At 39.4% G+C, this 24,578-nt stretch carries 21 protein-coding genes; 9 read left to right on the top strand and 12 right to left on the bottom strand.

What is annotated here, in order from left to right:
* Positions 1-124: 124 nt before the first annotated feature.
* From MTP09_RS07485 to MTP09_RS07450, 8 genes are all read right to left on the bottom strand, one after another.
* Entirely contained in the window at positions 125-895 is a 771-nt protein-coding gene (locus tag MTP09_RS07485) for a hypothetical protein (protein WP_243547552.1), read from the bottom strand.
* Positions 896-1,105: 210 nt separating this feature from the next.
* A complete protein-coding gene (locus MTP09_RS07480; RefSeq protein ID WP_243547550.1) occupies positions 1,106-3,514 on the bottom strand; it encodes a T9SS type A sorting domain-containing protein in 2,409 nt (802 codons plus the stop codon).
* Positions 3,515-3,566: 52 nt separating this feature from the next.
* Entirely contained in the window at positions 3,567-4,025 is a 459-nt protein-coding gene (locus tag MTP09_RS07475) for a hypothetical protein (RefSeq protein ID WP_243547548.1), read from the bottom strand.
* 262 nt (positions 4,026-4,287) lie between these two features.
* Positions 4,288-6,129, bottom strand: coding sequence for a hypothetical protein (locus MTP09_RS07470; RefSeq protein WP_243547546.1), 1,842 nt, complete (start codon positions 6,127-6,129; stop codon positions 4,288-4,290).
* A gap of 195 nt (positions 6,130-6,324) precedes the next feature.
* The gene (locus MTP09_RS07465; protein WP_243547544.1) at positions 6,325-7,854 is read right to left on the bottom strand and encodes an Ig-like domain-containing protein; all 1,530 of its coding nucleotides are present in this window, start codon (positions 7,852-7,854) and stop codon (positions 6,325-6,327) included.
* A 67-nt stretch (positions 7,855-7,921) separates the two neighbouring features.
* A complete protein-coding gene (locus MTP09_RS07460) occupies positions 7,922-9,409 on the bottom strand; it encodes an SUMF1/EgtB/PvdO family nonheme iron enzyme (RefSeq protein ID WP_243547542.1) in 1,488 nt (495 codons plus the stop codon).
* A 434-nt stretch (positions 9,410-9,843) separates the two neighbouring features.
* On the bottom strand, positions 9,844-11,622 hold the full coding sequence (locus tag MTP09_RS07455) for an ATP-binding protein (protein WP_243547540.1): 1,779 nt from the start codon (positions 11,620-11,622) through the stop codon (positions 9,844-9,846).
* Positions 11,623-12,079: 457 nt separating this feature from the next.
* Positions 12,080-12,631 (bottom strand): ferritin, encoded by a 552-nt coding sequence (locus MTP09_RS07450; protein ID WP_243547538.1) that lies wholly within the window; start codon positions 12,629-12,631, stop codon positions 12,080-12,082.
* Between the two features lie 249 nt (positions 12,632-12,880).
* Here MTP09_RS07450 and MTP09_RS07445 point away from each other — a divergent pair, with 249 nt between their 5' ends.
* The 9 genes from MTP09_RS07445 to MTP09_RS14545 all read left to right on the top strand — a co-directional run bounded on the left by MTP09_RS07445 (position 12,881) and on the right by MTP09_RS14545 (position 21,001).
* Positions 12,881-13,297: a BlaI/MecI/CopY family transcriptional regulator gene (locus MTP09_RS07445; RefSeq protein ID WP_243547536.1), complete on the top strand. Its 417-nt coding sequence runs from the start codon at positions 12,881-12,883 to the stop codon at positions 13,295-13,297.
* Positions 13,298-13,308: 11 nt separating this feature from the next.
* Positions 13,309-15,177, top strand: a complete 1,869-nt coding sequence (locus MTP09_RS07440; protein WP_243547535.1) for a M56 family metallopeptidase — start codon at positions 13,309-13,311, stop codon at positions 15,175-15,177.
* A gap of 428 nt (positions 15,178-15,605) precedes the next feature.
* The gene (locus tag MTP09_RS07435; protein WP_243547534.1) at positions 15,606-16,463 is read left to right on the top strand and encodes a GLPGLI family protein; all 858 of its coding nucleotides are present in this window, start codon (positions 15,606-15,608) and stop codon (positions 16,461-16,463) included.
* A gap of 190 nt (positions 16,464-16,653) precedes the next feature.
* The gene (locus tag MTP09_RS07430; RefSeq protein ID WP_243547533.1) at positions 16,654-16,890 is read left to right on the top strand and encodes a YdcH family protein; all 237 of its coding nucleotides are present in this window, start codon (positions 16,654-16,656) and stop codon (positions 16,888-16,890) included.
* A gap of 468 nt (positions 16,891-17,358) precedes the next feature.
* Positions 17,359-17,961: a C40 family peptidase gene (locus MTP09_RS07425; RefSeq protein WP_243547532.1), complete on the top strand. Its 603-nt coding sequence runs from the start codon at positions 17,359-17,361 to the stop codon at positions 17,959-17,961.
* Between the two features lie 136 nt (positions 17,962-18,097).
* Positions 18,098-19,906 (top strand): translational GTPase TypA, encoded by a 1,809-nt coding sequence (gene typA, locus MTP09_RS07420; protein WP_243547531.1) that lies wholly within the window; start codon positions 18,098-18,100, stop codon positions 19,904-19,906.
* 130 nt (positions 19,907-20,036) lie between these two features.
* The gene (locus MTP09_RS07415; RefSeq protein WP_243547530.1) at positions 20,037-20,234 is read left to right on the top strand and encodes a hypothetical protein; all 198 of its coding nucleotides are present in this window, start codon (positions 20,037-20,039) and stop codon (positions 20,232-20,234) included.
* A 103-nt stretch (positions 20,235-20,337) separates the two neighbouring features.
* A complete protein-coding gene (locus MTP09_RS07410) occupies positions 20,338-20,607 on the top strand; it encodes a transposase (protein ID WP_243547529.1) in 270 nt (89 codons plus the stop codon).
* 31 nt (positions 20,608-20,638) lie between these two features.
* A complete protein-coding gene (locus MTP09_RS14545; RefSeq protein ID WP_396022214.1) occupies positions 20,639-21,001 on the top strand; it encodes an IS3 family transposase in 363 nt (120 codons plus the stop codon).
* A gap of 459 nt (positions 21,002-21,460) precedes the next feature.
* Here MTP09_RS14545 and MTP09_RS07405 read toward each other — a convergent pair whose 3' ends face one another.
* The 4 genes from MTP09_RS07405 to MTP09_RS07390 form a co-directional block, all read right to left on the bottom strand.
* Positions 21,461-22,066, bottom strand: a complete 606-nt coding sequence (locus MTP09_RS07405) for a hypothetical protein (protein ID WP_243547528.1) — start codon at positions 22,064-22,066, stop codon at positions 21,461-21,463.
* 123 nt (positions 22,067-22,189) lie between these two features.
* Complete coding sequence (locus MTP09_RS07400) at positions 22,190-23,146, bottom strand: hypothetical protein (protein ID WP_243547527.1); 957 nt, start codon at positions 23,144-23,146, stop codon at positions 22,190-22,192.
* Positions 23,147-23,166: 20 nt separating this feature from the next.
* Positions 23,167-23,769 carry a hypothetical protein gene (locus MTP09_RS07395; RefSeq protein ID WP_243547525.1) on the bottom strand — a complete coding sequence of 201 codons (603 nt, stop codon included), beginning with the start codon at positions 23,767-23,769 and terminating at the stop codon, positions 23,167-23,169.
* Positions 23,770-23,776: 7 nt separating this feature from the next.
* Positions 23,777-24,559 carry a hypothetical protein gene (locus MTP09_RS07390; protein ID WP_243547524.1) on the bottom strand — a complete coding sequence of 261 codons (783 nt, stop codon included), beginning with the start codon at positions 24,557-24,559 and terminating at the stop codon, positions 23,777-23,779.
* Positions 24,560-24,578: the final 19 nt, after the last annotated feature.

Here is a 24,578-nt window from a genome sequence, read left to right as displayed (position 1 = left end):
TTTTTAATAATTTTCCCAGATGAAACCAAATTTCCAACTTTTCCCTTGATCAGATAAATGTAGATTATTTCTGGAGCGAAAATTTTAATTCCTGTAAAGAAATACTTCACAGGAATTTTGTTTTTTAATAACTGATCACTGCTGTAGCTGTAACATTGTTTCTATTTCTTACTCTTTTTGTTGGAAAAGAATCACTGTTGTACTCATAAGTATAAGTACTGTTGTTACTTGCGACTCCTGTATCAGTAATTCCAGTCAAAGCATTAACACCGGTGTCGCCTTCGTCATACGCAGAAAATCCCGATAACACCTTTGTTAAACCGGTAACGTTTTTCAGCATTCCATTTTTGGCTGTGTCATAGCTATAATTTATTGTTTGTACGACAGCTCCGTTGGCATCAAGGTTTTCTCTTTTTACCATATTGCCACCAGTGAAATAAAGCTTACTTTGTTGGCTGCTCGAAGTAGATGAATATTTATAGGTCTGAATTACTGTCCCATCCGGATTGTGCACAAACGTGGTTTCGTTGTAACCCGATGGTGATGAAACTTTTACTAATTTATCATTCTGATATTCAAGATTTGAAATGTAGTATGAAGAAAAATTGGAACCTGTAAATTTTTCAATTTTAGTGATATTATCTCCAGTATAAGTATATTTAATTTTACTTACGTCTTCTTGAGGAAAAATGTTGATCTCGGAAATTTTGTTTCCGTCATAAGTGTAAGTTACAGTTCTAGGATTATTTGGATAATTAGAGTAAGTACTTACCATTTTTTTTGGCAAAACTCCAGAAGAGGGCGGATTATTCGGGGCAGGATCTTCCGATCTGTTGCATGAAACAAGTGATGCTGCGATTACTGTTGCGGTTGCAATTTTGAAAATTGTTTTCATAATAAAAATTTTTAGGGGCTAATATTGAGGTAAAAGTATTTCAGCCATTTCAAATCGATATACCCTGAATTGGGTATTTTTAAGAAAATATCGATAATCGAATTTTGCCAAAATCCAGCACCTGTTATTCTTCCATATTCATTAATCTATCTGAAAAAAGTAGTATTGGTATAATTATTTTATTACAGTATGATTTAAAAATTAAAGAGTCTATTTTTTAATAATTTTCCCGTTTGCAACTACGTTTCCATCTTTTCCTTTAATCTGATAAATGTAGATTCCTTTTTGTAAGTTAGATTTGTTTAAAAGGTTCGTTCCTTTAACCAAAAATTCTGTGGAAACCAGTTTTCCGGACATGTCATAGAAACTTACTGTTCCGTTTTCTAAGCAAGAAATATTCAGCAATTCACTGAATGGATTCGGATAAACTTCTACTCCATTTTTTATGGAATTATGTGTTGCCAACGCCCCGAAATTCATCACAGAAAATGGCGAGAAACTGGTAATTCCCGTTGCTGAGATTGTAAACGGATCCGTTCCTGAAACTGTTCCCGAATTTTCTTCGTTCCAGCTTCCGTTTAAATAATGACCGACTTTTGCGGAATTTCTTGAGAAGGACGAATTTTCCTGGGAAGCGTTCCATCCCAAAGACAGATTGACGTTGCTTCCGCCCGCGGTTGCTTCAGAGATTTCCCAGGTGGAATTTACCGCACCGTTTGTCGTGTTTGAGATTCCGTCAGAAACTCTTGCCGAAAAAGTGTCGGAAGTCCCTGAATTTGAAATTGAAATTGGATTGTAATTGGTTGCCGTTCCGATTGGCAGATTTACCGTACCTCTTGCTGCATCGAGGTTTTCGATGTTTACGGTTCCGGTTCCGTTGGTGACGATGTAGTGACCTGAAGCCATGGCAGTTCTTGAAACGTTTGAACTTCCGCCCTTTAAATTAAGATTGTTGTTGTTTAAGGTAATGTTTGCGCCTAAATTTAAATTTCCTGAAATATTGAGACTTCCGGTGGAAATGTTTAATGGCGAATTTACGGTAAGGTCATTTGCAAAAGCTGCTCCATTGATATTTGGAGAAAAAGCAGCAGGAATCGTTACATTATCATTGTTTAAAGGAATATTTTTCGCAACCCAGTTATTTACGTTGGACCAGTTGTTGTCTCCCGCTGCATTAGTAAAGGTATAATCGGGATTGAATTTGTACAGCGACATATTCATAAACCCTAAGTAATTGGTGATGAAATAAAGCTCGTTATTCAATATAAAGGTTTTCGCTCCGAAACCACCCATACCAAAATTAGAATTGGCTGTGGCAAAAGTAGTAGTGTCGGTTCCTGTGGAGCGCCATGGTATCACATTGTAAGAACTATAAGTGTCCTTATTCATAAACCAAAGCGTGTTGTTGAGGACTTTGCCTTCTTCTGAAAATATTTTTTTGTCGAAAGAATACGCGACAGGAGGAAATCCAATGAGGGCATTCACTCTTTTTGGGGTATCGTTGTTGCTATTCAACCTTAAAAAATAAGCTGAATTATTGCCTGTAATTACTCTTGCAGGTTGAGCGTCAACACCGCTAAAAGCTATTGCGGTCCCGGCAGAAGTTCCGTCTGTATAATAAACAGTTGATGTGTTTTCCAGCGATTTGAGCAACATCAGGTGATCGGTTTTTCTGAAGCTAAATCTGTCGTTGACTTCAAATTTTTCCATTCCACTATCATTCCCTTTAAAATTATAGAACATTTTGGTTCCTACCTCCGTTCCGTCGGTTTCCCACACTTCTGTTTGAGTATAGCTGCTTCCATTAACACCTACTTCGGTAGTGGCGACGAAGAACAGTTTATTTTTGAAAACCGTTCCCATTCTGTCTATTCCGGTGCCTGAAAGTGTTAGAGGAAATTGTTTAATGGTTTCGACAGCAGTTCCGTCGGTTCTGTAAAGATGGTTATAGTTGGTGGTGCCGTTTCCGCCTCTGAAATAGTAATAACCATTAAACGTAATCCCATAATCAAATTCCTCCAGGTTGTTAGCTAAATTAAAGATGGATGAAGAAACCTGTGAAGTTCCCGCCGAAGTTCCGTCGGTTTTCCAAAGCGTCATAGGGGTGTTGGAAGTTGTTCCCGTCGCTTTCCAGAAGAAAAACAGGTCTCCAATATTTGAGGGCTGCACATCCCGATGCTTAATTACGGTAACCATATGCGATCCTCCAATTTCCAGATAACTGTTGTTGCTGATGAGTCTTGTGTTGGCTTCTGTACCGTCGGTAAACCATAGTTCACATATATTGTTTCCTGCATTATCCACAGTTCCTATTTTAAAATACAGTCCGTTTCCGGCAGGCTTTGTTGCGTATGGAGACCAGGAAGAATAGGCGGCAGGTTTTGAGATTCTCTTGACAAGCTTTGTTCCGGCAACAGTTCCGTCGGTAACTTTTACCAGCAAATCGTTTGTACCGTCTTCTATAGTGAAAGTGAAGAGCTTGTTGTTCCAGATGTTATAATTATTAATAATGTCATACATTCCAGGTTTTACATCACCGGATAAATCCATTATTTTCGTAAACTGCGCATTTCCCAAAAATGACAAGGAAAGAAATGCTAATAAGTAAAATTTTTTCATGTCGTTGATTTTTTTAAAGAAAAAAAACCGGTGATACGCCGGCTTCGTTAAATTATTTTACGGGGATATCGGTGAAGGTTCCGTAAACTTTCGTGATATTTCCTGAAGCTGTGGTAAACGCCTCCAATGTTCCGCTTGCTTTCGACCCATCGTTTTTGGTGATGATCACTTTGCCAGTGATGGTTCCCCCCGGTCCAAAGCCACCGTAATACAATGCATTTCCCGATGTTGCCAAATCGTAGGTTGCAGGTACAGTTCCTGTTAGATTAATTTCAAAGATAGTACCCGAAGTTGCTGTAGGACCTGCGAAGGCGAAAATGGATTTGTATTGGGTTCTGACTTCTGACGAGCCGGCCGTCTTTACCGCTCCATTGGGATCGTTCTCTCTCCAAGTGAATCCTGCAGCTGCAGGAAGCGGATTATTCGGGGCAGGATCTTCACTTCTGTTGCATGAAATAAAAAGAACTGCGCATACAGCTAAAACAGCGATAGATTTGAAAATTGTTTTCATAATAAAAATTTTAGGGGTTAATATTGAGGTAAAAGTATTTCAGCCATTTCAAATCGATATACCCTGAATTGGGTATTTTTCATCTAAAACTAAAAATCTTTGGTGCGTTTCGAAATACTTAATTCAGCGTAAAATTTATACAAGTTTGCAGCAATTCCTCACCAACCGATAAAAGAAATGACCGGAATTTCTCCCGGCCACCCCTAAAAACGAATAATGAAAACATTATTTGTTGCGAAATTGATTCTCACGGTTTGTGTTTCTAATCATTAATATTGATTCTTGATACCAGCAGGCGACCTCCGTTAGGTGTTTCGCTGAAGAAGTAGGTATAATCACCAATCTGGATTCGGTTGTGTTTTTCGTACAGGTAATATTTTTTCTTTTCTAAATCTCCCAAAGTTCTGAATTCGGAAGATTTTCCGGTGGATAGATCCAATTTACCATATTCAATACTATAAAACGGAGAATAGGTTGTTGTAGTTGTGGTAGTATCCAAGAATGTACTTACACTTGTATCTTTGTCAATAGCTTTTACCATTTCCATTATCCAGTTTATCGACTTGCCGTCTTTACTTTCAATCACATAACTTGTTGCCGGAAAGTTATCTGCAGTCATTGGAGAATTATTGAAGAATCCCTTTTTATTCTTCTGATCAAGAAGAACGGTATAGTTTCTTACCAAACTACCTTCTGGTGAAAAATGTAGCATGTACATTCCTTTGTAAACTCTGTCATAGCTACTTCCCGATCTGGAAACTCCTAAAAGTTTATTTCCACCAATTCCTCCACTGCTTGGTTTGAAATCTTGAAGACACAGAACAAATGAACCATCTTTCAGGATCTGAAAATTGTTGGCTGTGAATTTTTTTCCGTCAAATTCCAAAGGTTTTTTCATGTCTGATCCTGCAACTGCTTTTTGGTTGAGTTCAGGCATTGCGGTAGGTCTCACATAGACCGCATTTCCGTTCTGGATTTTGGTAATCACGAAATTATCATACTTTTTTTCGTCTAATGCGTTATCTAAACTTGCTTGTGATGGCGCCAATTCTTCTTTGCCAGAAATCATTCCTGCCATTTTTCCCAATCCGCCAAGCATACCTCCACTTGAAGATGTTGCAGCTTTTTCCTGATCATCCATACTTGAAGGTGACACGGTTTGTCCTAAAACTTCATCCGCATATTTGCCATCTTTCTTTATACTCATGCCATAAAGTAGTACAGTTCCGTTTTTTTCGTAGACGTTCAAAATCCTGTAACCTGCATCAGGAGAATTAAACGTAAAATTTTCCTTTAAGTTTCCTTCTGGGGAAATCCTCAAATAGGTAAATTGGTTTGGAGTTCCTGTATTGCTTTTTCCATAGGCTTTTGTTGGAGCTAAAACTACAACCCAATCTCGCGGAAAATCATCGTTATCTACATCCCTACTGTTGTCGTCCAACAAGGGTTTAGAAAAGATAGGTTTCATTGGGCTTGAAGTTGGAACCGAAGCCAATTTTTTTGAAACGCCTTCATTATTCACTTTAATCAAATCCAAATTCGAGTAGGAAGAACCTTTTGTATAAGGATACGCCAAAGCTAAAATAGTGCTGTCTCTTTCTACTTCATAAGCGCCGCTGAAAAGATATTCTTCACCGTTTTCACTTGTAAGTTTTTGCCGATCAAGCATTTTTATACTTTTCAAATATCCACCAACTAACCAATTGTATTTGGCTTTGATGAGTCTTTTCTTAAACATCATTTTGCCACTAAGATTGGTACTTAACGATGCTGCTGTTGTAGAATATTCGTCACCCTTAAAGTTGAACCATTTCCATTTTTTCTTAACCTTTTCCACATCCCATTCATCTTTTTTGGTGTCTAAAAGATTGGCGTCCTTATCAAAACTATACACTTCAATCTTCACTTTTCTTCTGCTTGAAGGCAGAAAATACACCATGTCGAAATTGCCATTTTCTTTAGCTTCCACTCCACCGAGATACCCTTTTTTGGCTTTTCGGGATATTTCGTAGTCTTTTTCCAGAATATTGATTCCGGTTTGCTGTGCGTAAACCTGTGCGGCAGTTCCAACTGCGAGGGCAACAAGTAGTTTTTTAATTTTCATATTAATAAAGTTTTTAGGTTTTTTATTAGTTCAAAGATACTTTTGTAGTAAATTTTTGATATACCCTGAATTGGGTATTTTTGAGGGTAAACCGTTATTTTTTCCGTTTCTCTATGAATTCAGAAATTCTAACAGTTCAAAAAAAAGGATCCCCGAAATACTCCAGGAACCCTTCATAAAATAACTACATGAAAACTACTTCTTGATGATTTTATACGTCTCGGTTTTGCCGTCTTTAGTATGAACTTTCAACAGGTAAACGCCTGAAGTAAGTTTTTGCACATTCATTCTGTAGTGAGACGAATTCTCATGATGTTTTGAAATCAACTGTCCGGTCATGCTGTAGATTTCTATGCTTGCAATCTCCGATGGATATTTCACATTTAAAATATCGGATACCGGGTTCGGATAAAGCACCGCCTCTCTTCCACCTACGTTTGAAGTTGCCAAGCAAGCTTCTACGGTCACCGCTAATCTTGATGCACTTTCACATCCGTTTGCAGTCTGCGATGCGTAATAGGTAGTGCCATAAACAATTGGCGTTGAAGGCGGCAGAAGATTTCCTCCGGTTGCCGCGTCGTACCACTTGATGGCTGTTCCGGTTACTACCAAATCGGCAAGCGTTTTAGGTCCGCACAATACCTGGGTTGCATCTCCTGTTGGAGCGGCGGTATTGTTCACTACTGCCTTCACTTCAATCCTTGTCGAAGTACACGTTGCTGTGGAAGTTTCTGCATAGTAACTTGTGGTTGCGGTAATATTAGGTGTGTTGAAAACTGTTCCTGTTCCCAGAAGGTTTCCGCCGGATGCTGCATCGTACCAACTTACGGTTCCCGCGCTTGGTGTCGCAGTGAGCGTAAATGTTCCTCCGGTGCAGCTTGTAGAGCCGGTTCCGGTGATTGTAGGCACAGTATTGATTGTCGCAGTTACCGCCGTTCTGGTCGCAGATACGCATCCGTTGAATGCTTCAGCATAATACGTTGTAGTCGTACTGATACTCGGCGTGTTGAAGGAATTTCCTGTAAACAGTAATGTACCTCCAGTTGCCGCATTATACCATTTTACGGTTCCCGTGTTCGGCGTTGCAGAAATAGTGACACTTCCTGCTCCACATCTTGATCCGGGCGTAGTCGCAGTAATAGATGCAGTTGCATTTACGGTAATGAAGTTGGTTTCTGTTACCGTGGATGTTCCATCTGCATTCGTCGCCTCCAAAGTTACAGAGTAGGTTCCTGCAGTGGTGTATCTCACTACCGGATTTTTGCTGTTAATGGTTGATGGCGCCACCAATGTTCCTCCTGGGAAAGTCCATTTCCAGATAACCGCGGTATTCGATGTATCGCTGAAAGTTACCGTCTGGTTCAGGCAGATATTGTCTGAACTCGCACCGATCACCGGAGCAGGCGGCGTTACCGGACACACCCTCATAAATTCCAGAGCATAACCGTCGCCGTTGCCGCCGTAGTAAGCAAACTGATGAAACGGAGTTGCTGTACACGGTGAGTTTTCGAGCAGTTCAAAGGAGCTCCCGTCACCAATCCCGCCGAAATAGGCAAACTGGTGGAACGGAGTTCCGCAGGTGTTGTTTTCCACGGCTTCCATCGTGTGTCCGTCCGCAATTCCTCCGCGGTAGGCGTACGCTTCATCCTGAGCTTTCAGGAAAGATGAAAACAGTAAGACGAAACCCAGCACCGCTGTTTTTGTGGTTGATATGATTGTCTTCATTCTAATTTGATTTTAATATTAATGGAATAATTCTTAAAAGGACGCTGCCTCTTCAAATTAGAATTGATTATCTCACACCGCGACCACCATAATTCAAGCTTCTTGCAGCACCCAATGCTCCAGAAGATCGATCAGATATTCTTAATGTTGATGAGTTAGTATTGTTAAAGACAGTACCACAAGCTACAAAAAATCCTCCTCCTCTTTCAATTGCTCCAGTATTATCTGGCCAGTTTGCCTGATCGGAATCGCCATCGGTTGCGGTAGTAGTTGATAATTGCCCATCACCTAATACACCTGTAAATGTACTTCCACCAGCTGTTTTGGCAGAAATTGCCAATTCGACTGCATTACCACTCATTTCCATTACACCGTAATAAGCCGCCGCCGCGGACTCTCTTCCTGAAGATGCGGTAGCGGTAAAACCGACTTTAACAGGGTTTGAATAAGTTCCTCCTGCTCCCCAACCAGAACACAGTCCGTAATTTGCTCTTCCACTTGCAACGACTGACAATCCTTCATTTGGTGAATTCGCATTCTGTAACATTGCAGCTGTAAAACCGTTAAGAGTAGTTGTACCCCATGCATATTCGTTCGCAACGGGAGCTAAAGGACCACGTGTGATTTTTTCAAATTCCATTTCTGTCATTGGTCGTAGTGCTGCCCAGTCCAGATATGCGGTAAGATCACCCCAACTTAAATGGTTCATTGCAATGTTCTGACCATCATTTAAATCATCAAAATCGTTCGCTGTTAAATCACATCCATAAACCGCAGGAACCGCTGCGTTGTTTCCCGGTACTTTAATCTTGATACCGTTTCTGTACGTATTTGCGAACGCAAAAGTTCCCACCGCTCCGTCTGGACTTGCAACAGATCTTCTCGCCTGCTGTCCGTAAGTAAGCGTGTTCAGGAAATCCACATACTGCTCCTGGGTGATTTCGTACTTCATGCTGTAGAAAGCTTTGTAACCTTTTGGAAAAGCTGCAGGTGCGGCATTCCCTGTCCCGATTGTCGATGAGGTAAGCGCATTTTCATTGAGCACGGTATATTGGGTAAATGCACTGGTTGAAGCACCATCACCCACTGTAAAACTTCCCTGTGGAATGTTCACCATTTCCACCCCAAAAACTTTAAAGTTGAGATTTGCATAGTTGGCTCCCGCGATGTTGAGCTTCAAGGTTACGGAAGTATTCCCGATATTTCCGCCACCGTTTGCGCTGCGGTAAACAAACGCTCCTTTTCCATCGGTAACCGCATCCACCTTTAACGGCGAAGCTGCGGAATGATCTGCCGAAGTCACACTAAGATTTGCGTGTTTCCAAAGCTTGTCGGTACAGTCCTGATATTTGATGAATACCCAAACTGCGTCGTGGTTTGCCGGTGCGATATTGGTGCGCCAGCTGTTGTCCCACTTAATGTTAAAGGTAACTTCTCCTGTAGTTGTATCTACAGATGTCCCGCTGATTTGCAGGTTATTTGCCTGCATCGCTGTGGCAAATAACGAGAACGCTGCACTGTAAAGTGCTCTCACAAGTAATTTTCTTGTTTTCATAAAATAAGATATTTAAAGGTTGTTTTTCAAATGATATTTCGGTCGATAATGACAAAGGATCTAATTACAGTCTTTATCCGGTTAAAAAATTGGGCGAGCTTTTTCATTTTTCATTTTTCTTACTGTTCAAAATTATGCGGAACATCAAAATTTCATATACCCCGAATTGGGTATTTTTTACTTTAAAAACGAAAGTAAGTAATTGGTTAACTCTTCAAAATTCCTACAGAAAAGTGATCGAGCAAATACGTATTCCTACGTAATCGCATACGTAAAACTGCGTAAATTTTGGTGATGAAAAACCCGCAAAAAAATTTTCTGCGGGTTTTTATCGTAACGGTATTGATTATTTATGGATTTTCTGTCGCCGCATTTCTAGCGCCTTCCGTGTCATTGCCAATAATTATGTTTTGGGCGCCCACAATTTCCAACAATTATATGGGGATTTTTACGGTAATAGAGGTGCCTTTCGATTTTTCGCTGTCCAGCTGGAAATACCCTTTCAGAAATTCAATTCTTGATTTAATGTTTTCCAATCCCATTCCCTCAGATTTCGACTGGTATAAAGTCGGATCGAATCCTCTGCCGTTGTCGCGGAATGATGCGGATATTTCATTGGAATCTTGTTTTACGGCAATGTCAATTTCGGAGGCATTTGCATGTTTGATGGTGTTATTGATGCATTCCTGTATTATGCGGAACATCACAATCTGAACATTTTCTGCGAGGTCTTCTTGTAGTCCGTCGATAGTAAGATTAATGTGTAGTTTCGGCGAATTGCTTTTGTCGATTAGCTCTCTAAGTGCATTGCTAAGACTGTTTTTCACTAGCATGTTTGGCATAATCTGGTGCGAAAGTGTCCGCACTTCAGTCATTGCGTCGGTAAGGATATTTCTTGTTTTGTTCATCACCATTTCGAAACCCTCCTTGTTGTTTTGGTATTCTTCCAATACCTGAAGATTCATATTTGTTGCGTTGAGCATTTGCCCGACTCCGTCGTGCAGGTGCATTGCCATTCTTTTCCGTTCATTGTCTTCCGCGCTCATTGCGGCCTTCGTCGCCAAATCCTGCTGGTGTAGGATTTCTTTCTGGAATTTTATTTTCTGGCGGTGCCTAAAGTTTTTATAGTAGCCGAAACCGAAAATTAAAAGACCTGACAACGAAAGCAGGGCGACGTTCCTCTTGAAAATTTTCGATTTGTGAATAAGGATTTCTTTGTCTTTTTTTTCCGTTTCATATTTCACCGAGATTTCTTCAATCTGCTTCATTTTTTCAGCGGTGAAGATGCTGTCATTATATTGTACGAAAAGCTCCTGGTTTTCGTAAGCTCCCTTATAATTACCTATTTCTTTATCGACATTCGAGAGCTGCAAGTAATTGTCTCTCATTAAATCCATGTACGGAATAGTCGTGGCAATCTGATTGCTTTTTATGAAATTTTCCGCAGCGGTTCGGTACTCTTTTTTTTCGAGAAAAAGATGCCCCAATACATTGTAGTTGAGCGCTATCGCAAAATTGTCCTTTGTTTTTTTCCTGATACTCAATGACTCCGTGAGGTATTTTTCGGCTTCCGCATACTTTTTCTGCAGCATACTAACGCCCCCGATGAACTCGAGAGAGTAACCCTGTCCTACCAAATCCCCTCTTTTTTTCTGGATATTCAGCGATTTTATGTATCGGGATTTGGCTTCCTCGTAATTCTTCATGTATTCGTAAACCACACCACTTTCATTGTAGATGGTGGCAATACCTTCGTCATCCTTAATACTCGTAAATATTTGCATGGATTTGTCATAATATTCGATTGATTTAGGATAGTTCTGGATTTTTCTATTGAGTTGTCCCAAATTGTTATAAAGGTTTGCAAGCTGCTTGCTGTCGCTATGGCTTTCGAGAATAGAAAGCGACCGATGGTAATAATTATTGGCACTGTCGAGATTGCCACCGAGGTAATGAGTCAGCCCTCTAAGTCTAATAAAGTCCGCCTCTGAAATTGGATCCTTCTGCTCTTTTGCGAACGCAATTGCCTTGCTTGATAGTTTTAGGGACTTTGAAACATCCTTAGTTTTAAGAATGTCAATATAATGGCTATAGAGAGTTATTTTTTTGGCGGCAACTTTTTCTTTATCAAGGTTTGTAAAAACAGTATCCGTATCTTGAGCTAAATAGAATTGGCAAACTACCAAAAAACAAAATAGTAAGCGTTTTTTCATTTAAGGTTATTTTTTGTAAAAATAGTAAGAAGTAGTTTACTTTCAATACCGTGATTTGGGTATTTTAACCCAGTTGAAATGCTGTAAAAATTGATATACAGACCGGTTGTGCATTTGTATCTTTGTGTATTATTAATAACCTATAGCGCCTTTGTTTATCTTAAAAACAGAGCAAAAAAATTAATTTAGCTTTGTCTAGCCCTTTACGATTTTTTTTCTCGCAAAGGTTCGCAAAGAAAATTTTGACAAAATGACTGCATCAAGAGCGCAAAGGCATTTCATTTAGCCAAGACAAACAAATATTTGCAAAAGGCCTATTATTCGCTGAGAACAAATTTTGTCTTAAATGCACAACAGGTACATACAGATTTACTTTTATGATCCAGCTTTATCAAAAAGCCAAAAAAACCGCAGAAAATTTTTCTGCGGGTAATGAAGGTATTGAGGTATTGATAATTTACGGATTTTCCGCGGTCGCATTTCTCGCATCTTCGGCGTCATCCGGAGCGCTTTCCAAAGTTTTGTCGAGCGTGAAAAGCGATTCGTCGGTCGCTTGGTCTCCTCCTGCGATTTTCAGCTTGTCGATCAGGTCCATTGCCAAAGTTTCTTCCTCGATCTGTTCTTTCACAAACCATTGCAGGAAATTCCAGGTTGCCCAATCTTTTTCTTCCAGTGCCAAATCCACGAGTTTGTAGATCGCGGTGGTGTTATCAACTTCGTGTTTGAAGACTTTATTAAAACAATCGGTTAAACTTTTCGGATCAGCTCCCGGTTTCGGAATTGCAGTGATGACCGGTTTTCCTCCCCTGTCGAGAATATAACGCATAAACTTGATGGCATGGTTGCGCTCTTCCTGCGCATGACGGAAAAGGAAATTCCCGATTCCTTGGTAACCTTTATCGGTCGCCCAAATTCCGTAGGAAAGATAAACATGCGACTGCAAATCTTCAACATTCATTTGGTCGCTCAGTGCTTTTTCCATTTTGGTGGAAAGTCTTTTTGTGTTCATAATGATATTTTTTGGTGTGCCAGAAAAGTAGCAAGAATAGTTCCGATTTACCCTTGATAACTTGGTTTATAAAATATTTAACATTACATTTTTTCGTTTGTGTTCAGTTTGATACCTAAAGAAAAAGTCAGGAATAAAATTTTAGTTGCTGATTATCAATTCGTTAAATTAAATTTTATTTTATAACTAAAAAAATAGTTGTATCATTAAAATTAATCCCTACATTTGTATCACTAAACAGATAGTGATATGAAAATCCAGCAACTCACCAAAGCAGAAGAACAGGTTATGCAGTATTTATGGGATCTTGAAAAAGCTTTCCTGAAAGACATCCTCGAGAAATTCCCCGAACCGAAACCCCATACCAACACTGTTTCTACTATTTTAAAGGTATTAAAGGAAAAGGATTTTGTAGACTACAAAGTTTTCGGGAGGCAGCACGAATATTTCGCACTGATCTCTAAAGATAAATACAGCGGAAAATCGATCAAGAGTTTGGTGAAAAACTACTTTGAAGGTTCCTACAAAAATGCGGTCTCCTTCCTTGTCGAGAAAAACGAGATGAGTGTGGAAGATTTGGAAATGTTGCTGAATGAATTGAAAGAACCAAGTGGAAAGAGCCAAGAGCCAAGTAAGAAGAGCCAAGATTCGAGTTCAAAACAATAAAAAGATTAGCTATGGAAACCATTTTCATCTATTTCGGTAAAGTTATTTTATGCTCCGGTGTAATGTTTCTGTACTATCGGTTGTTTCTTAAAGACAGGACTTTCCACCACTATAACCGCTTCTATTTGCTGTCGGTTCTGGTGGTCAGCATTTTAATTCCTTTGCTGAAAGTGAACTATTTTACACTTGAGGTAAACAGTAATATTTATTTAATATTAAACAAGTTGCAAAGTATTAACTCTGAAAATTCCCAAAATCATGATTTACTTTATCTTCAACATATTGCTCTCGCTTTTGGACTGGTTGCTGTCTTTTTTCTGACTAAACTAATTTTCGGTCTAATTAAAATCCATCGGTTCAAAAAACAGTTTCCGCAGGAAAACTTTGAGGGGATCCATTTTTACCAAACCAACTTAGAAGAAGCGCCGTTCTCGTTTTTCAGAAACCTGTTCTGGAAGAACTCCATCCACCTCCATTCCGATTTGGGAAGACAGATCCTGAAACACGAAATGGTCCATATCGAGCAAAAACATTCCTGGGACAAAATTCTGGTAGAAATCACCACTTCCCTGTTTTGGTTCAACCCGTTTTTCTACCTTGTTAAAAAAGAAATCAACCTTGTCCACGAATACCTCGCCGACAAGAAAGCCATAAAAAACTCGGACACGAAAGCATTTGCGCAGATGCTTTTGGCAAGTCACTTTTCCGGAAAACAGTTGCCTGCAACGAGTCCGTTCCTTAATTCCAACCTAAAAAAAAGACTGAAAATGCTCAAAAAATCAAAAACAAAATACGGTTATGCGCGAAAGATTTTTGCATTGCCGCTGCTCTTCGCGATCGGTTTCGTGTATTTGGTAAATGCGAAAAATAGAGAAATAAAGGAAACGAACCGCGAAATTGAAAAGCTCGTAACTGAATTAAAAGTTGATCAATCAAATCAAATCTTCACACAGGACACAATTTCTCCCAAGAAATTTAGCGAACCTCAAACAATCAATTTGGATTCAGCAAATGGAAAAATCGGTTATGTGGAAGAAGAAACCGGTTTGCACAAAGATAAAATTGAACTGTACAAAGAAAATCCAGACGTTTTCGTCGATAGAGAAAAAATCAGAAAGGAAATCGATGCAAAAAGAAAAGAAATCGAGCCCCACCGTGAAGCGATGAGATTAAAGGAAACCGAAGCAAAAAAAATCAGCGAGGAACTCCGCAAAAAGGGTGAAGAATTCCGCGAACTTGCCAAGAAAAAGGATTTCGACAACCCGAAATTGAAGCGTCTGGAAAAGCAGATGAACGAACTTGGCAGCAAAATTGACGGCATCTTCAAATCCGACGAATACCAGAAAAATCTGAAATCTTTAGAAAGCAAATATAGCGATTTGGATAGAGTTTACGCCAATGCCGATAAATATTTCTTTAGCCAAAAAGAGTTTGAAGAAATGCTGAAGCAAACAAACACGAAAGTGATCCACTTTGACGATTTGGTGAACTCTCCACAGTTTAAGGAAATAATCAGGAATTCTGAATTCACTGCAAAAAGTGCAGAACAAATGGCTAAACTTGCAGAGCAAGCTTCTAAGGACGCAGAAAAGCTCGTGAATTCAAAAGCATTCAAACAAAGTATCGAAGACTCAAAAAAAGCTGCGGAACTCGCCGCGAAAAATGCTTCCCTATTCGGAAAATCAAACATCATCATTCTTAACGGTACGGGAAAAAGTATTGCAACGGACGATGAAATCAAAATCTTCCTCGACGGGAAACCGATTACAAAATCAGAAATGAACAGATTTCCATCCGACAAAATCGAAAGAATGGAAGTGAACAAAAAAGGATTTAACGGCAATGCAAATTCAGAGATTCGTATTTACACTAGAAAATAACCGCTTCCCAACTTTGCCAAAGTTTGAAATCTTTGGCAAAGTTGTGTTCATGAATTAATTGCAAAAAAATATCTACGTAATTTGGTAATCGGCGAAAAAAAATCACACAATTGAGCAAACTTCTTCAATTCTTTTACTTTTGCCTTGATGCAAAAGTAACCAAAAATCAAGACTGGATCTTTTTGCTAAAAAATTGAAGTTTCTTCCAAGAAAATCTCCAAACTTTCGCGGAAGCAAGCTTTGTCTTCGAATTGAAATTTTCTCCCGCGCTTCGAACAGTGGAGATTTTTATACAGGACAAGTTGAAAGATTCATCCCGAAGAAACTTCAATTTTTCTTAACGCAAAAATCTCCGAGGTCGAAATATTAACGTTCAAAGATTTGAAACTTTGGCAAAGTTTTTTTTTTAACTTCACAAAAAATTGATCATGAACAAATTCCTCCCATTCTTTATTTTCATTTTCACTGCATTAAACGCACAAAACCAGCGCTTCATTTACGAATACAAATTCATCATCGACTCAACCGACCGAAGCAATTTGGAGAAAGAACTTACGGTTCTGGATGTGACTTCAAAAGGTTCGGAGTTTTACAGTTACCAGAAATTCAAGATGGATTCCCTTGCTTCCATCGACGCGGAAAAACAACAGTTCGATGATTCCGATATCATTAACACCAAACATATTTACCGCGGGAAAATCAATTATACAGTATCGAAAATTTATCCTTCGTTTGAGACTTATTTCAAAACTTTTATGGGTTCCAACGAATACAAGGTTTCCGACGACAGAAAACCTGTCTGGAAGATTCTACCCGAAAAAGAAAAAATTGGGGAGTTTCACACTCAAAAAGCAGAAACTGAAATCTTCGGTCGAAAGTGGACGGCTTGGTTTACCGCAGAAATCCCGATTCAGGATGGTCCGTATAAGTTTCAAGGTTTACCTGGATTGATATTAAAACTTTCCGACAAAAATGAAACCCACGCTTTTGAGCTTAAAGGGATCGCTAAAATTCCGGAAAAGCAAAAATTGAAAACCGACCCACGAATAATAGCTCCAACCGAAGTCGTCATTAATCAGAAACAGTTCCAAAAATTGTATGTTGAACTTAGAAACGATCCCGGAAAAACGTTGCGTGAACTTTTGAACCAAAATGAAGCGGTAAAAGTGATCGGCGAAGACGGAAAGGAAGTGGACATCGCTGAAATCCTTAGAAAGCGGGAAACTCAGGGAAAAGAACTGAGGGCAAAAAACAATAATATTCTGGAGTTGGATATGATTAAATAATTGATTTTTCGATTTACGTTTTGGCTAAAGCCATCTGAGATTAACCTAATCTAAACGGGCTAAAGCCCGCTCCTATTGATCGCTAATAACACGATTACTGTTTCAACAAAAAAATTCTGATTTTTTTCATATTGATTTCACCCCTGAATTTTCCTACCTTTAATCCATTAAACCCATTAATCTTAAAGTCATGGAAAATCATACTTTAACCCACGAATTCCCAGAATTTGTTACAAAAATCGGGGAGCTCAAGCTGAATGACGAAGCGTTTAGAAAACTGTATGTAAATTATGAGGAAGTGAACGCGCTCATTCAGCATTACGAAGAAGACGGTTTTAACCACACAACTGATGAACACTTAAACGACCTCAGAAAAAAGAGAGTACACCTGAAAGATGAAATTTATTCGTTTCTAATGGAAGGTTAAGAATATTTTTTCGATAATAATTTCTAAGCGGTTGAAAAGCCGCTTTTTTGTTGCAAGAAATTTTTAAGGAAACATGATTCCCCTCTTTCAGAGGCGTGGATTTTTTCCGCAGGAAAAAAGACGGGGTGTTTTTTAACCAAATGTTTTCAATTAATTTCTTGATGACTCACAACTAACCATTATTAATCGCAAATATTTAAATGTATTATTTTTATCATTCGGAATCGCAAACAATTTTTTAATAAAATAGATTGAACTCCTACGGAGTTCTATGTAACTGCACTTAATATTGCTACACAGATAAAACTCCTATGGAGTTTATAAGGAAAGCCCAAAGTATCGAGCTTTGTTCCTAGAAATTTCCAAAGAAGCGTTATTCCCCTCTTCCAGAGGGGTGGATTTTTTCCGCAGGAAAAAATACGGGGTGTTCTTGGCATAATGTTTTCAAATTTTTTGAAAATATTGTCGATGAAAAATCTTGGTTTTTTATTAATCCTATCACTTCTATCCTGTTCAAAAACTGATCAGAGCAATCTGAAAAACCAATATTCTGAATTAATTTTCCGGAAGAAGGAGATTTTAGTTTCAACCAAAGATTCAGCAGAGTTTTCATGTAATTCTAACAGAGATCCATCTAAAGTTGAGAAACCAAATGTCATCAGCAATTCAAATAAAGAGCGTCAGCAAATTGTAGATTTCGCACAGAAATTTCTGGGAGTCCCCTATTTATACGGTTCTGCAGATCCTGAAAACGGTTTCGACTGTTCCGGTTTTATCAATTATGTTTATCGCCATTTCGGGTATGAAGTTCCTCGCTCTTCCAAAGATTTTTTTGATTTCGGAAAAGAGATTTCAGTTGAAAATGTTCGAAAAGGAGATTTATTGATTTTCAATGGGACGGATCTAAATTCACCGGAGATCGGACATGTGGGAATTGTCCTAAATGTAAATGGAACCAACTCCGAATTCATTCACTCATCCAGCGGAAAAGCGAATGGCGTTACAGTCTCTTCGCTTTCTGAACCACACTATTCCGCAAGATTTGTGAAAGCGATTTCGGTAATCGATTAATAAAAAATTCATGTTTGATTTAAAAAATTTACGAAAAATCAAGGGTTTTCTATTAACATTAAAGGAAAGTGAATTTATCTATATTTTATTATCAATTCACTAAAAATCATTACTTTTGCACCGTCAAAAAATGATTATGCAAAACATTAGAAATATTGCGATTATCGCACACGTTGACCACGGTAAAACCACTTTGGTCGACAAAATTATCCACGCGACAAGCGTTTTCAGGGAAAACCAGGAATCAGGCGAACTGATTATGGACAACAACGACCTGGAACGCGAACGTGGAATTACCATCCTTTCTAAAAACATTTCCGTAACTTACAAAGACACGAAAATTAACGTGATCGACACTCCCGGTCACGCCGATTTCGGTGGTGAAGTGGAAAGAGTTCTGAAAATGGCGGATGGTGTAATTCTGTTGGTCGATGCTTTCGAAGGACCGATGCCGCAAACACGATTCGTTTTGCATAAAGCGTTGGAACTCGGTCTGAAACCCATAGTGGTTATCAATAAAGTAGATAAACCCAACTGTCGTCCGGAAGAAGTTCACGACAATGTTTTCGATTTGTTCTTCAACCTTGATGCAACCGAGGAACAGCTGGATTTCCCGACTTTCTACGGTTCTTCAAAACAGGGTTGGTTCAATACCAGTTTAGAGCCGGCAAATTCAATACTTCCTTTGTTAGACGGAATCCTGCAATACGTTCCTGAACCGAAAGTGGAAGAAGGAAACCTTCAGATGCAGATCACTTCTTTGGACTACTCCTCCTTCCTTGGCAGGATCGCGGTAGGTAAAGTTGCGAGAGGATCCGTGAAGGAATCGCAGTGGATCGGTTTGGCGCAGGAAGACGGAAAAATTGTAAAAGGCAAAGTAAAGGAGCTCTACGTTTTCGAAGGACTGGGCAAGAAAAAAGTACAGGAAGTTTTCGCGGGAGATATTTGTGCCATCGTAGGTTTCGACGCATTCCAGATTGGTGACACCTTTGTGGACTTTGAAAATCCGGAACCATTGAGCCGACTTTCAATCGACGAGCCGACTTTGAACATGACTTTCTCCATCAACAACTCCCCTTTCTTCGGGAAAGACGGGAAATATGTAACCTCAAACCATCTGAAAGAAAGATTAGAAAAGGAACTGGAAAAAAACCTCGCATTGCGAGTTGAGCAAACCGACGACGCGAACACTTTCCTCGTTTTCGGTCGTGGAATTCTGCACCTTTCAGTTTTGATTGAAACCATGAGAAGAGAAGGTTACGAAATGACGATCGGTCAACCGCAGGTAATTTTGAGAGACATCGATGGTGAAAAATGTGAACCATACGAATCAATGGTGGTGGATGTTCCTGAAGAATACGCATCGAGAGTTATCGATTTGACCACCCAGAGAAAAGGTGACCTACACATTATGGAGACCAAAGGCGAAATGCAGCACATGGAATTCGAAATCCCTTCAAGAGGATTGATCGGACTACGTTCGCAAATGTTGACTGCAACTGCTGGTGAAGCGATTATGGCGCACCGTTTCTCAGAATACAAACCGTTCAAAGGTGCAATTCCCGGAAGAAACAACGGTGTTCTGATTGCCAAAAACCAAGGTCAAGGAACTGCGTATTCCATTGAAAAACTTCAGGATAGAGGTCGTTTCTTCGTAGATCCGGGTGAGGAAGTTTACGCAGGAATGATCGTGGGTGAACAAAACAAACCCGGCGATTTGGTTGTGAACATTGTTGAAGGAAAACAGCTGAACAATATGCGTGCTGCCGGAAAAGACAAAGATGGAAGCATCGCCCCGAAAATCCAGATGTCGCTCGAAGAATGCATGGAATACATCCAAGCCGATGAAGCGATCGAGGTGACGCCAAACTTCATCCGTATGCGTAAGAAAATCCTTGCCGAAGAAGACAGAAAACGTGCTGAAAGAATGGCAAAAGCGGAATAACTGTAGGAACTGCCCCTTTGGCGCGTTCAAAATCGTAAGACAAACAGAACAAAGAATAAAGACAAAAGACACTTTACGGAGTGTCTTTTTTTATAATTCCCCTCTTTCAGAGGGGTGGATTCCGAACGGAGTGAGGAAGACGAAGTTTTCTTCCCCTCCTTTGGAGGGGTGTCAGCAACTTGTTGCGGACGGGGTGGTTCAGGAGCCGGGAATCTGCTTTCGGCTCATACTCCTCGTTTCGGCGCTCGCTGCGCTCGCGACTTCACTGTGGGGTACCGCTGCAATCAGGGCTAGTTACGATTCGGGATTTTTATCAAAAGCAGATTAATTTCACACGCTTTGCCCTTTCAGTCTTCCCATATGATATAATGTTCCCCGAAATTCAGACCACGAGTTAAGTTAAAATAATCATTAATTTTAACTCGTAAAATATGAAAAAAACAAGAAGAAAATTTGGGGCAGCTTTTAAGGTCCAGATCGCCATTGAAGCATTAAAGGAGAGAGAGACACTTTCTGAACTAGCAAGCCGTTTCGAACTCCACCCCAATCAAATCCTTGCCTGGAAAAGGGAGTTTTTGAACAACGCGGACCAGGTTTTTGCTTTAGAAAAGAAAAAAGAAACTTCCGCCCAGCCTGCGAAAAAGCTCTATCAGAAGATTGGCCAGCTGCAGGTAGAGATTAATTTTCTAAAAAAAACTTAGGGATGGACAGCCGGTAAAAGAGCGTGAGGGAATGGTGGACAAGAATTATGAATTAAGCGTCCGGAGACAGTGCGACCTATTGTGCATCAGCCGGAGCAGCTTGTATTATAGTCCGAAAAAAGAGAGCGGCTACAACCTTGAAATAATGAGGCAGATTGATGAAATCCAGGTAAAGTGCCCCAGTTTCGGGATTCGGAGAATCATCAACGAGCTGAAGGAACTTGGCATCACAGTAAATCGGAAAAGGGTATGCAGGCCGATGAAAACCATGGGCATTGCCACGATTTACCCGAAAAGGAACCTAAGCAAATTAGGACTGGCAAAATACATTCGCCCCTACTTGCTGAGAAATATGAAGATTACCGTCAGCAACCAGGTCTGGCAAGCTATATGAATTTGAACCTACCAATCAACTTAAATCAGCTTAACAGTGGTCCAAGATTTGGGGGACAGAATATATTTATCTGAGTCCAGTTTTTACTAATATAGCCTGAATAGCTTTAAATCCAAAAGGTAAGTTTAAGTGATGAGTCAATGACACCCATTAGTTTTGCTACTTTTTTAGCCAGCAGAAACTAATTCAGGTATTGTTTTCCGGAGCAATCTTACTGACTTCGACATTTTTCAGCAACGCAAGAAAATCGAATGTTATGAACTTATCAAGCAATAATACTGTCACTCATCGTATTAAAGTTTTCCAACTCAAACTCGATGTATTCTCGGCTTAAAACAAGTCTTTCTTGATTAGGTGAAGATTCGATACTTTTCTCTTACACTGAAAATTTAACTGTCAATCTCTGTGTGATATAAAAACTATTTTTAAAATGGAATTAATCAGCTCCTGCATTGAGCTTTATTGACTGATGTTTAAATATTTTATTTTAAAATCTGACAGGTCTATATAATATTCTGTTTGTGAAATATACCTAAAAGCATACTGTACCGCACCGCCGGGAAATACTGTATTTTCGCTTAACGTGATGAAATTGCCCGGTATGTCCTTTGGAAAACGAATTGGAAGTTTCGCATCAATATTCAAATCGTTGAAAAGAGATAACGCAGATAAATTCGCCTTTGTAGTCGCCAGATAAAACGTGGATTTATCATCAGTATTTTCATAGCTGACTATGTATTCCAGTCCTTTTATCTTAGAGAAGCCGGAATAAGTATCTCCAAAATATTTGCTCTTACCTGTAGCTTTCCAATAATCGGGCAATTTGATTTTTTTATTGGGATGTAATCGGTGTTTTATCAGTTTTTTTCTGTTGTTCTTTTCTCCGTCTTGATAAGCCTGTAATACTTCTCCGTTAGGTTTCAATATAAACCACAAGGTCATTTCGTCGACATCACGGAAACCAGCATCATCTGGAGTAAGCAACCAATAATTCAATTTCGGCTCACGATAAATGCCCATTTGTGCCTTTTTACCGTTGGCATCCGTGTATTCCCAAATCCACATTTCGGAAAAATTGTATTTCGTGGTACTCTTTACCGTTTTCTTTTGCTGTGCCGCAACAAAAAGTGGAAACAGCAGAAAGCACGTTACCATTTTTTTGACAAACCTGTTCATAGTATTTGTATATTAATAAGATTGATAACCCGCAGGCTTGAAGCTGTACGAGCCGTCAGAAATACCTGTAAGTTTTATCTGAAAGCCTGAACCGGAAATTTCAGTAACCAAATACGTAATTCCATCTACTGAAATATAGCCCAGATTATAAAACCCATAAGCATCAAACTTGCCCGGCGGCAGACATACGTCCGGAGATGGTACAATCCAAAAACTAATGGTTCTGTTTTCGTCGTCCTTTCCGGTGTATTCGGTTTCCGTGTTAGCGGTGTTGAGATGCTTGCGGGTTTTACCTGTTTTTTTGAAATCATTTTTAAAGCGTTTCTCATTTATAGCATCATTTTGGATAACCGACACCGTAGTTCCCAAAGCCATTTTTGTACGATACTTTTGTCCTTCAGCAATTGTATAGGTTTCCATTTCGTTATTGCGGATAAACTGGTCAACTGTTACCGCATTGCTCCCTTCCTGTCCTGACATAAATTGTTGAAAAGCAGCATTGGGCATATAGGCTTCTCCGGCTTTGAGGTTTAGAAAGAAATAGCCATTGCCCGACTGTCCGTTGCCACTTGCATAAAATGATATTTTTTTAGTTTCATTCGGGCAGGCAAAACAACCTTTTTCCTTGAGGTATTTTTCTAAATCAAGCTTTTTAAGTACTACTGCTTTACCACTCCCGCCATAGCTGCGGTCAATTTCTTCCAAAGTTTGCTTTTCGTCTTTTTTGCTATCGCATTTATCCAATATTAATGTGGCATTGACTGTGGCAGAAGTCCAAAAATTGCTTTTTCCTAAAAGTTTATCTACTTCGACGGCTGAAAGCGTTATTTCTGAAAATTCACAACCTTTTCCATCCGTACAAATGGCAAGCGTTTGTTTTTCCTTTTTATCCTGAGCATTAGTACAGGATGCAAACTGAATAAGAAGGAACAGAAAGAGAATATTTTTCATCATTATTGATTTAAACATAAATTTTACTTTTTACAGGATTAATAAACAAAGTCTTTTCTATCCTTTCCCAAGACTTGAAAAACCGGGTAATTCAAGGTGAGCGTACCTTCAAATGCTTTCCATTTTTCGGGGTGTTGGTCATCGGCCATATATCCTATATTTCCTTTGAGTCTGATGACGGCTTTTTCGGGTTTTAATGATATGATTTCTCCTTCTACATCAAAAGCCATCATCATATCGGCTTCATTATTTTTGTAGTTTGCCATTGAAAAGCTCATCGAATTTTCTCCGTTGGTATTCATTCTGCCTTTTATCGGACGCATTTGCGTGAGGTCTGTACCTGTAAAGCCAATGAGGATATGATCCTGTCCGTTTTCTTCATTGGTAATCGTCAGGGATATGACTTCTTTGGCAGCGGTAATGGTGGCGAAACCGTTTTTAAACCGTTCTTTCAGGTTCAATCCGTCATCAGCAATGTCAATTTCAACTTTGTTCTTTTCGCTGTTTTTGAGATTATCCATATCGGTATCTATGCCTGTTGTTTTTTTCAGTACAGTTTCCCATGCGGACGCTTTCTTTTCCTCATTACTATTGCATCCGGCAACACCAAAGACAATGACAAACAATATTAGATTCCTCATACCGTTGCTATTTACATTTGTTCAATACGATTTCGGCTAATTTTACAGCTACCGATTTGTTCTTTTCCGTGTCGTTACTGATATCGGTTCTGATTTCAAACTTTACACCGTTTTGCAGTACATAAAGCTCGTTTGTAACGATATTCCAGCAAGCTGCATCGCCAAGACCTTCCACCGCCCTGTAACCTTTTGATACTTCTTTGAAAACATCGGTTAATGCACCGCCTGTTTTCTTGATTTCGTCTTTGCTGATATTTTGCTCTTTCGCTTTTTTCATTGCTTCATCAGCATCCGCATCCCCGGAGTTACCATCTGCAATATCATTCAGTGCATCGTTTGCTGCCTGCACTTGTTCATCAGTCGCGGCTTGGTAACTTTGGTTAAAAGTAGTGAGCGACATAGGCTTTATAGAGCGTATAGCTACCAAGTCAGGTACTGCCATTTCACTTTTAATACCGGGAATTTTCCCCATTCTTCCATTTTCGAATATGTACACAAACTCGTGGTTTTCGGGGTTCTTCAGAACCTTATTGTACTTCGTTTCCATCACGTCTTTTGAAAATCCCGTAGCGGCTAAAACGTCTTCTTCCGAAAGTAAAGCATCGTATTTGCTCTGATAGTCCAACAGGCATTTGTTATCGCCTTTGGCGTTGGGGTCATTGGATTTACTGTTGATGACAGCATCTAAATTAATATCATTGCCGTTTTGTTTTTTATTGTCACTGTTTCCGCAAGAAAACAGGATAAGACTAAGTACTGCTGCTGCGGCTGATAGTTTTATTGATTTCATCTTCTACTTGTTTTAAATG

Origin of the sequence: Chryseobacterium suipulveris, from assembly GCF_022811685.1 — a bacterium.
Taxonomy (GTDB): Bacteria; Bacteroidota; Bacteroidia; order Flavobacteriales; family Weeksellaceae; genus Kaistella; species Kaistella suipulveris.
Note: the sequence above shows the minus strand (reverse complement) of the source record. Positions and strands in the feature narration are given on the sequence as shown.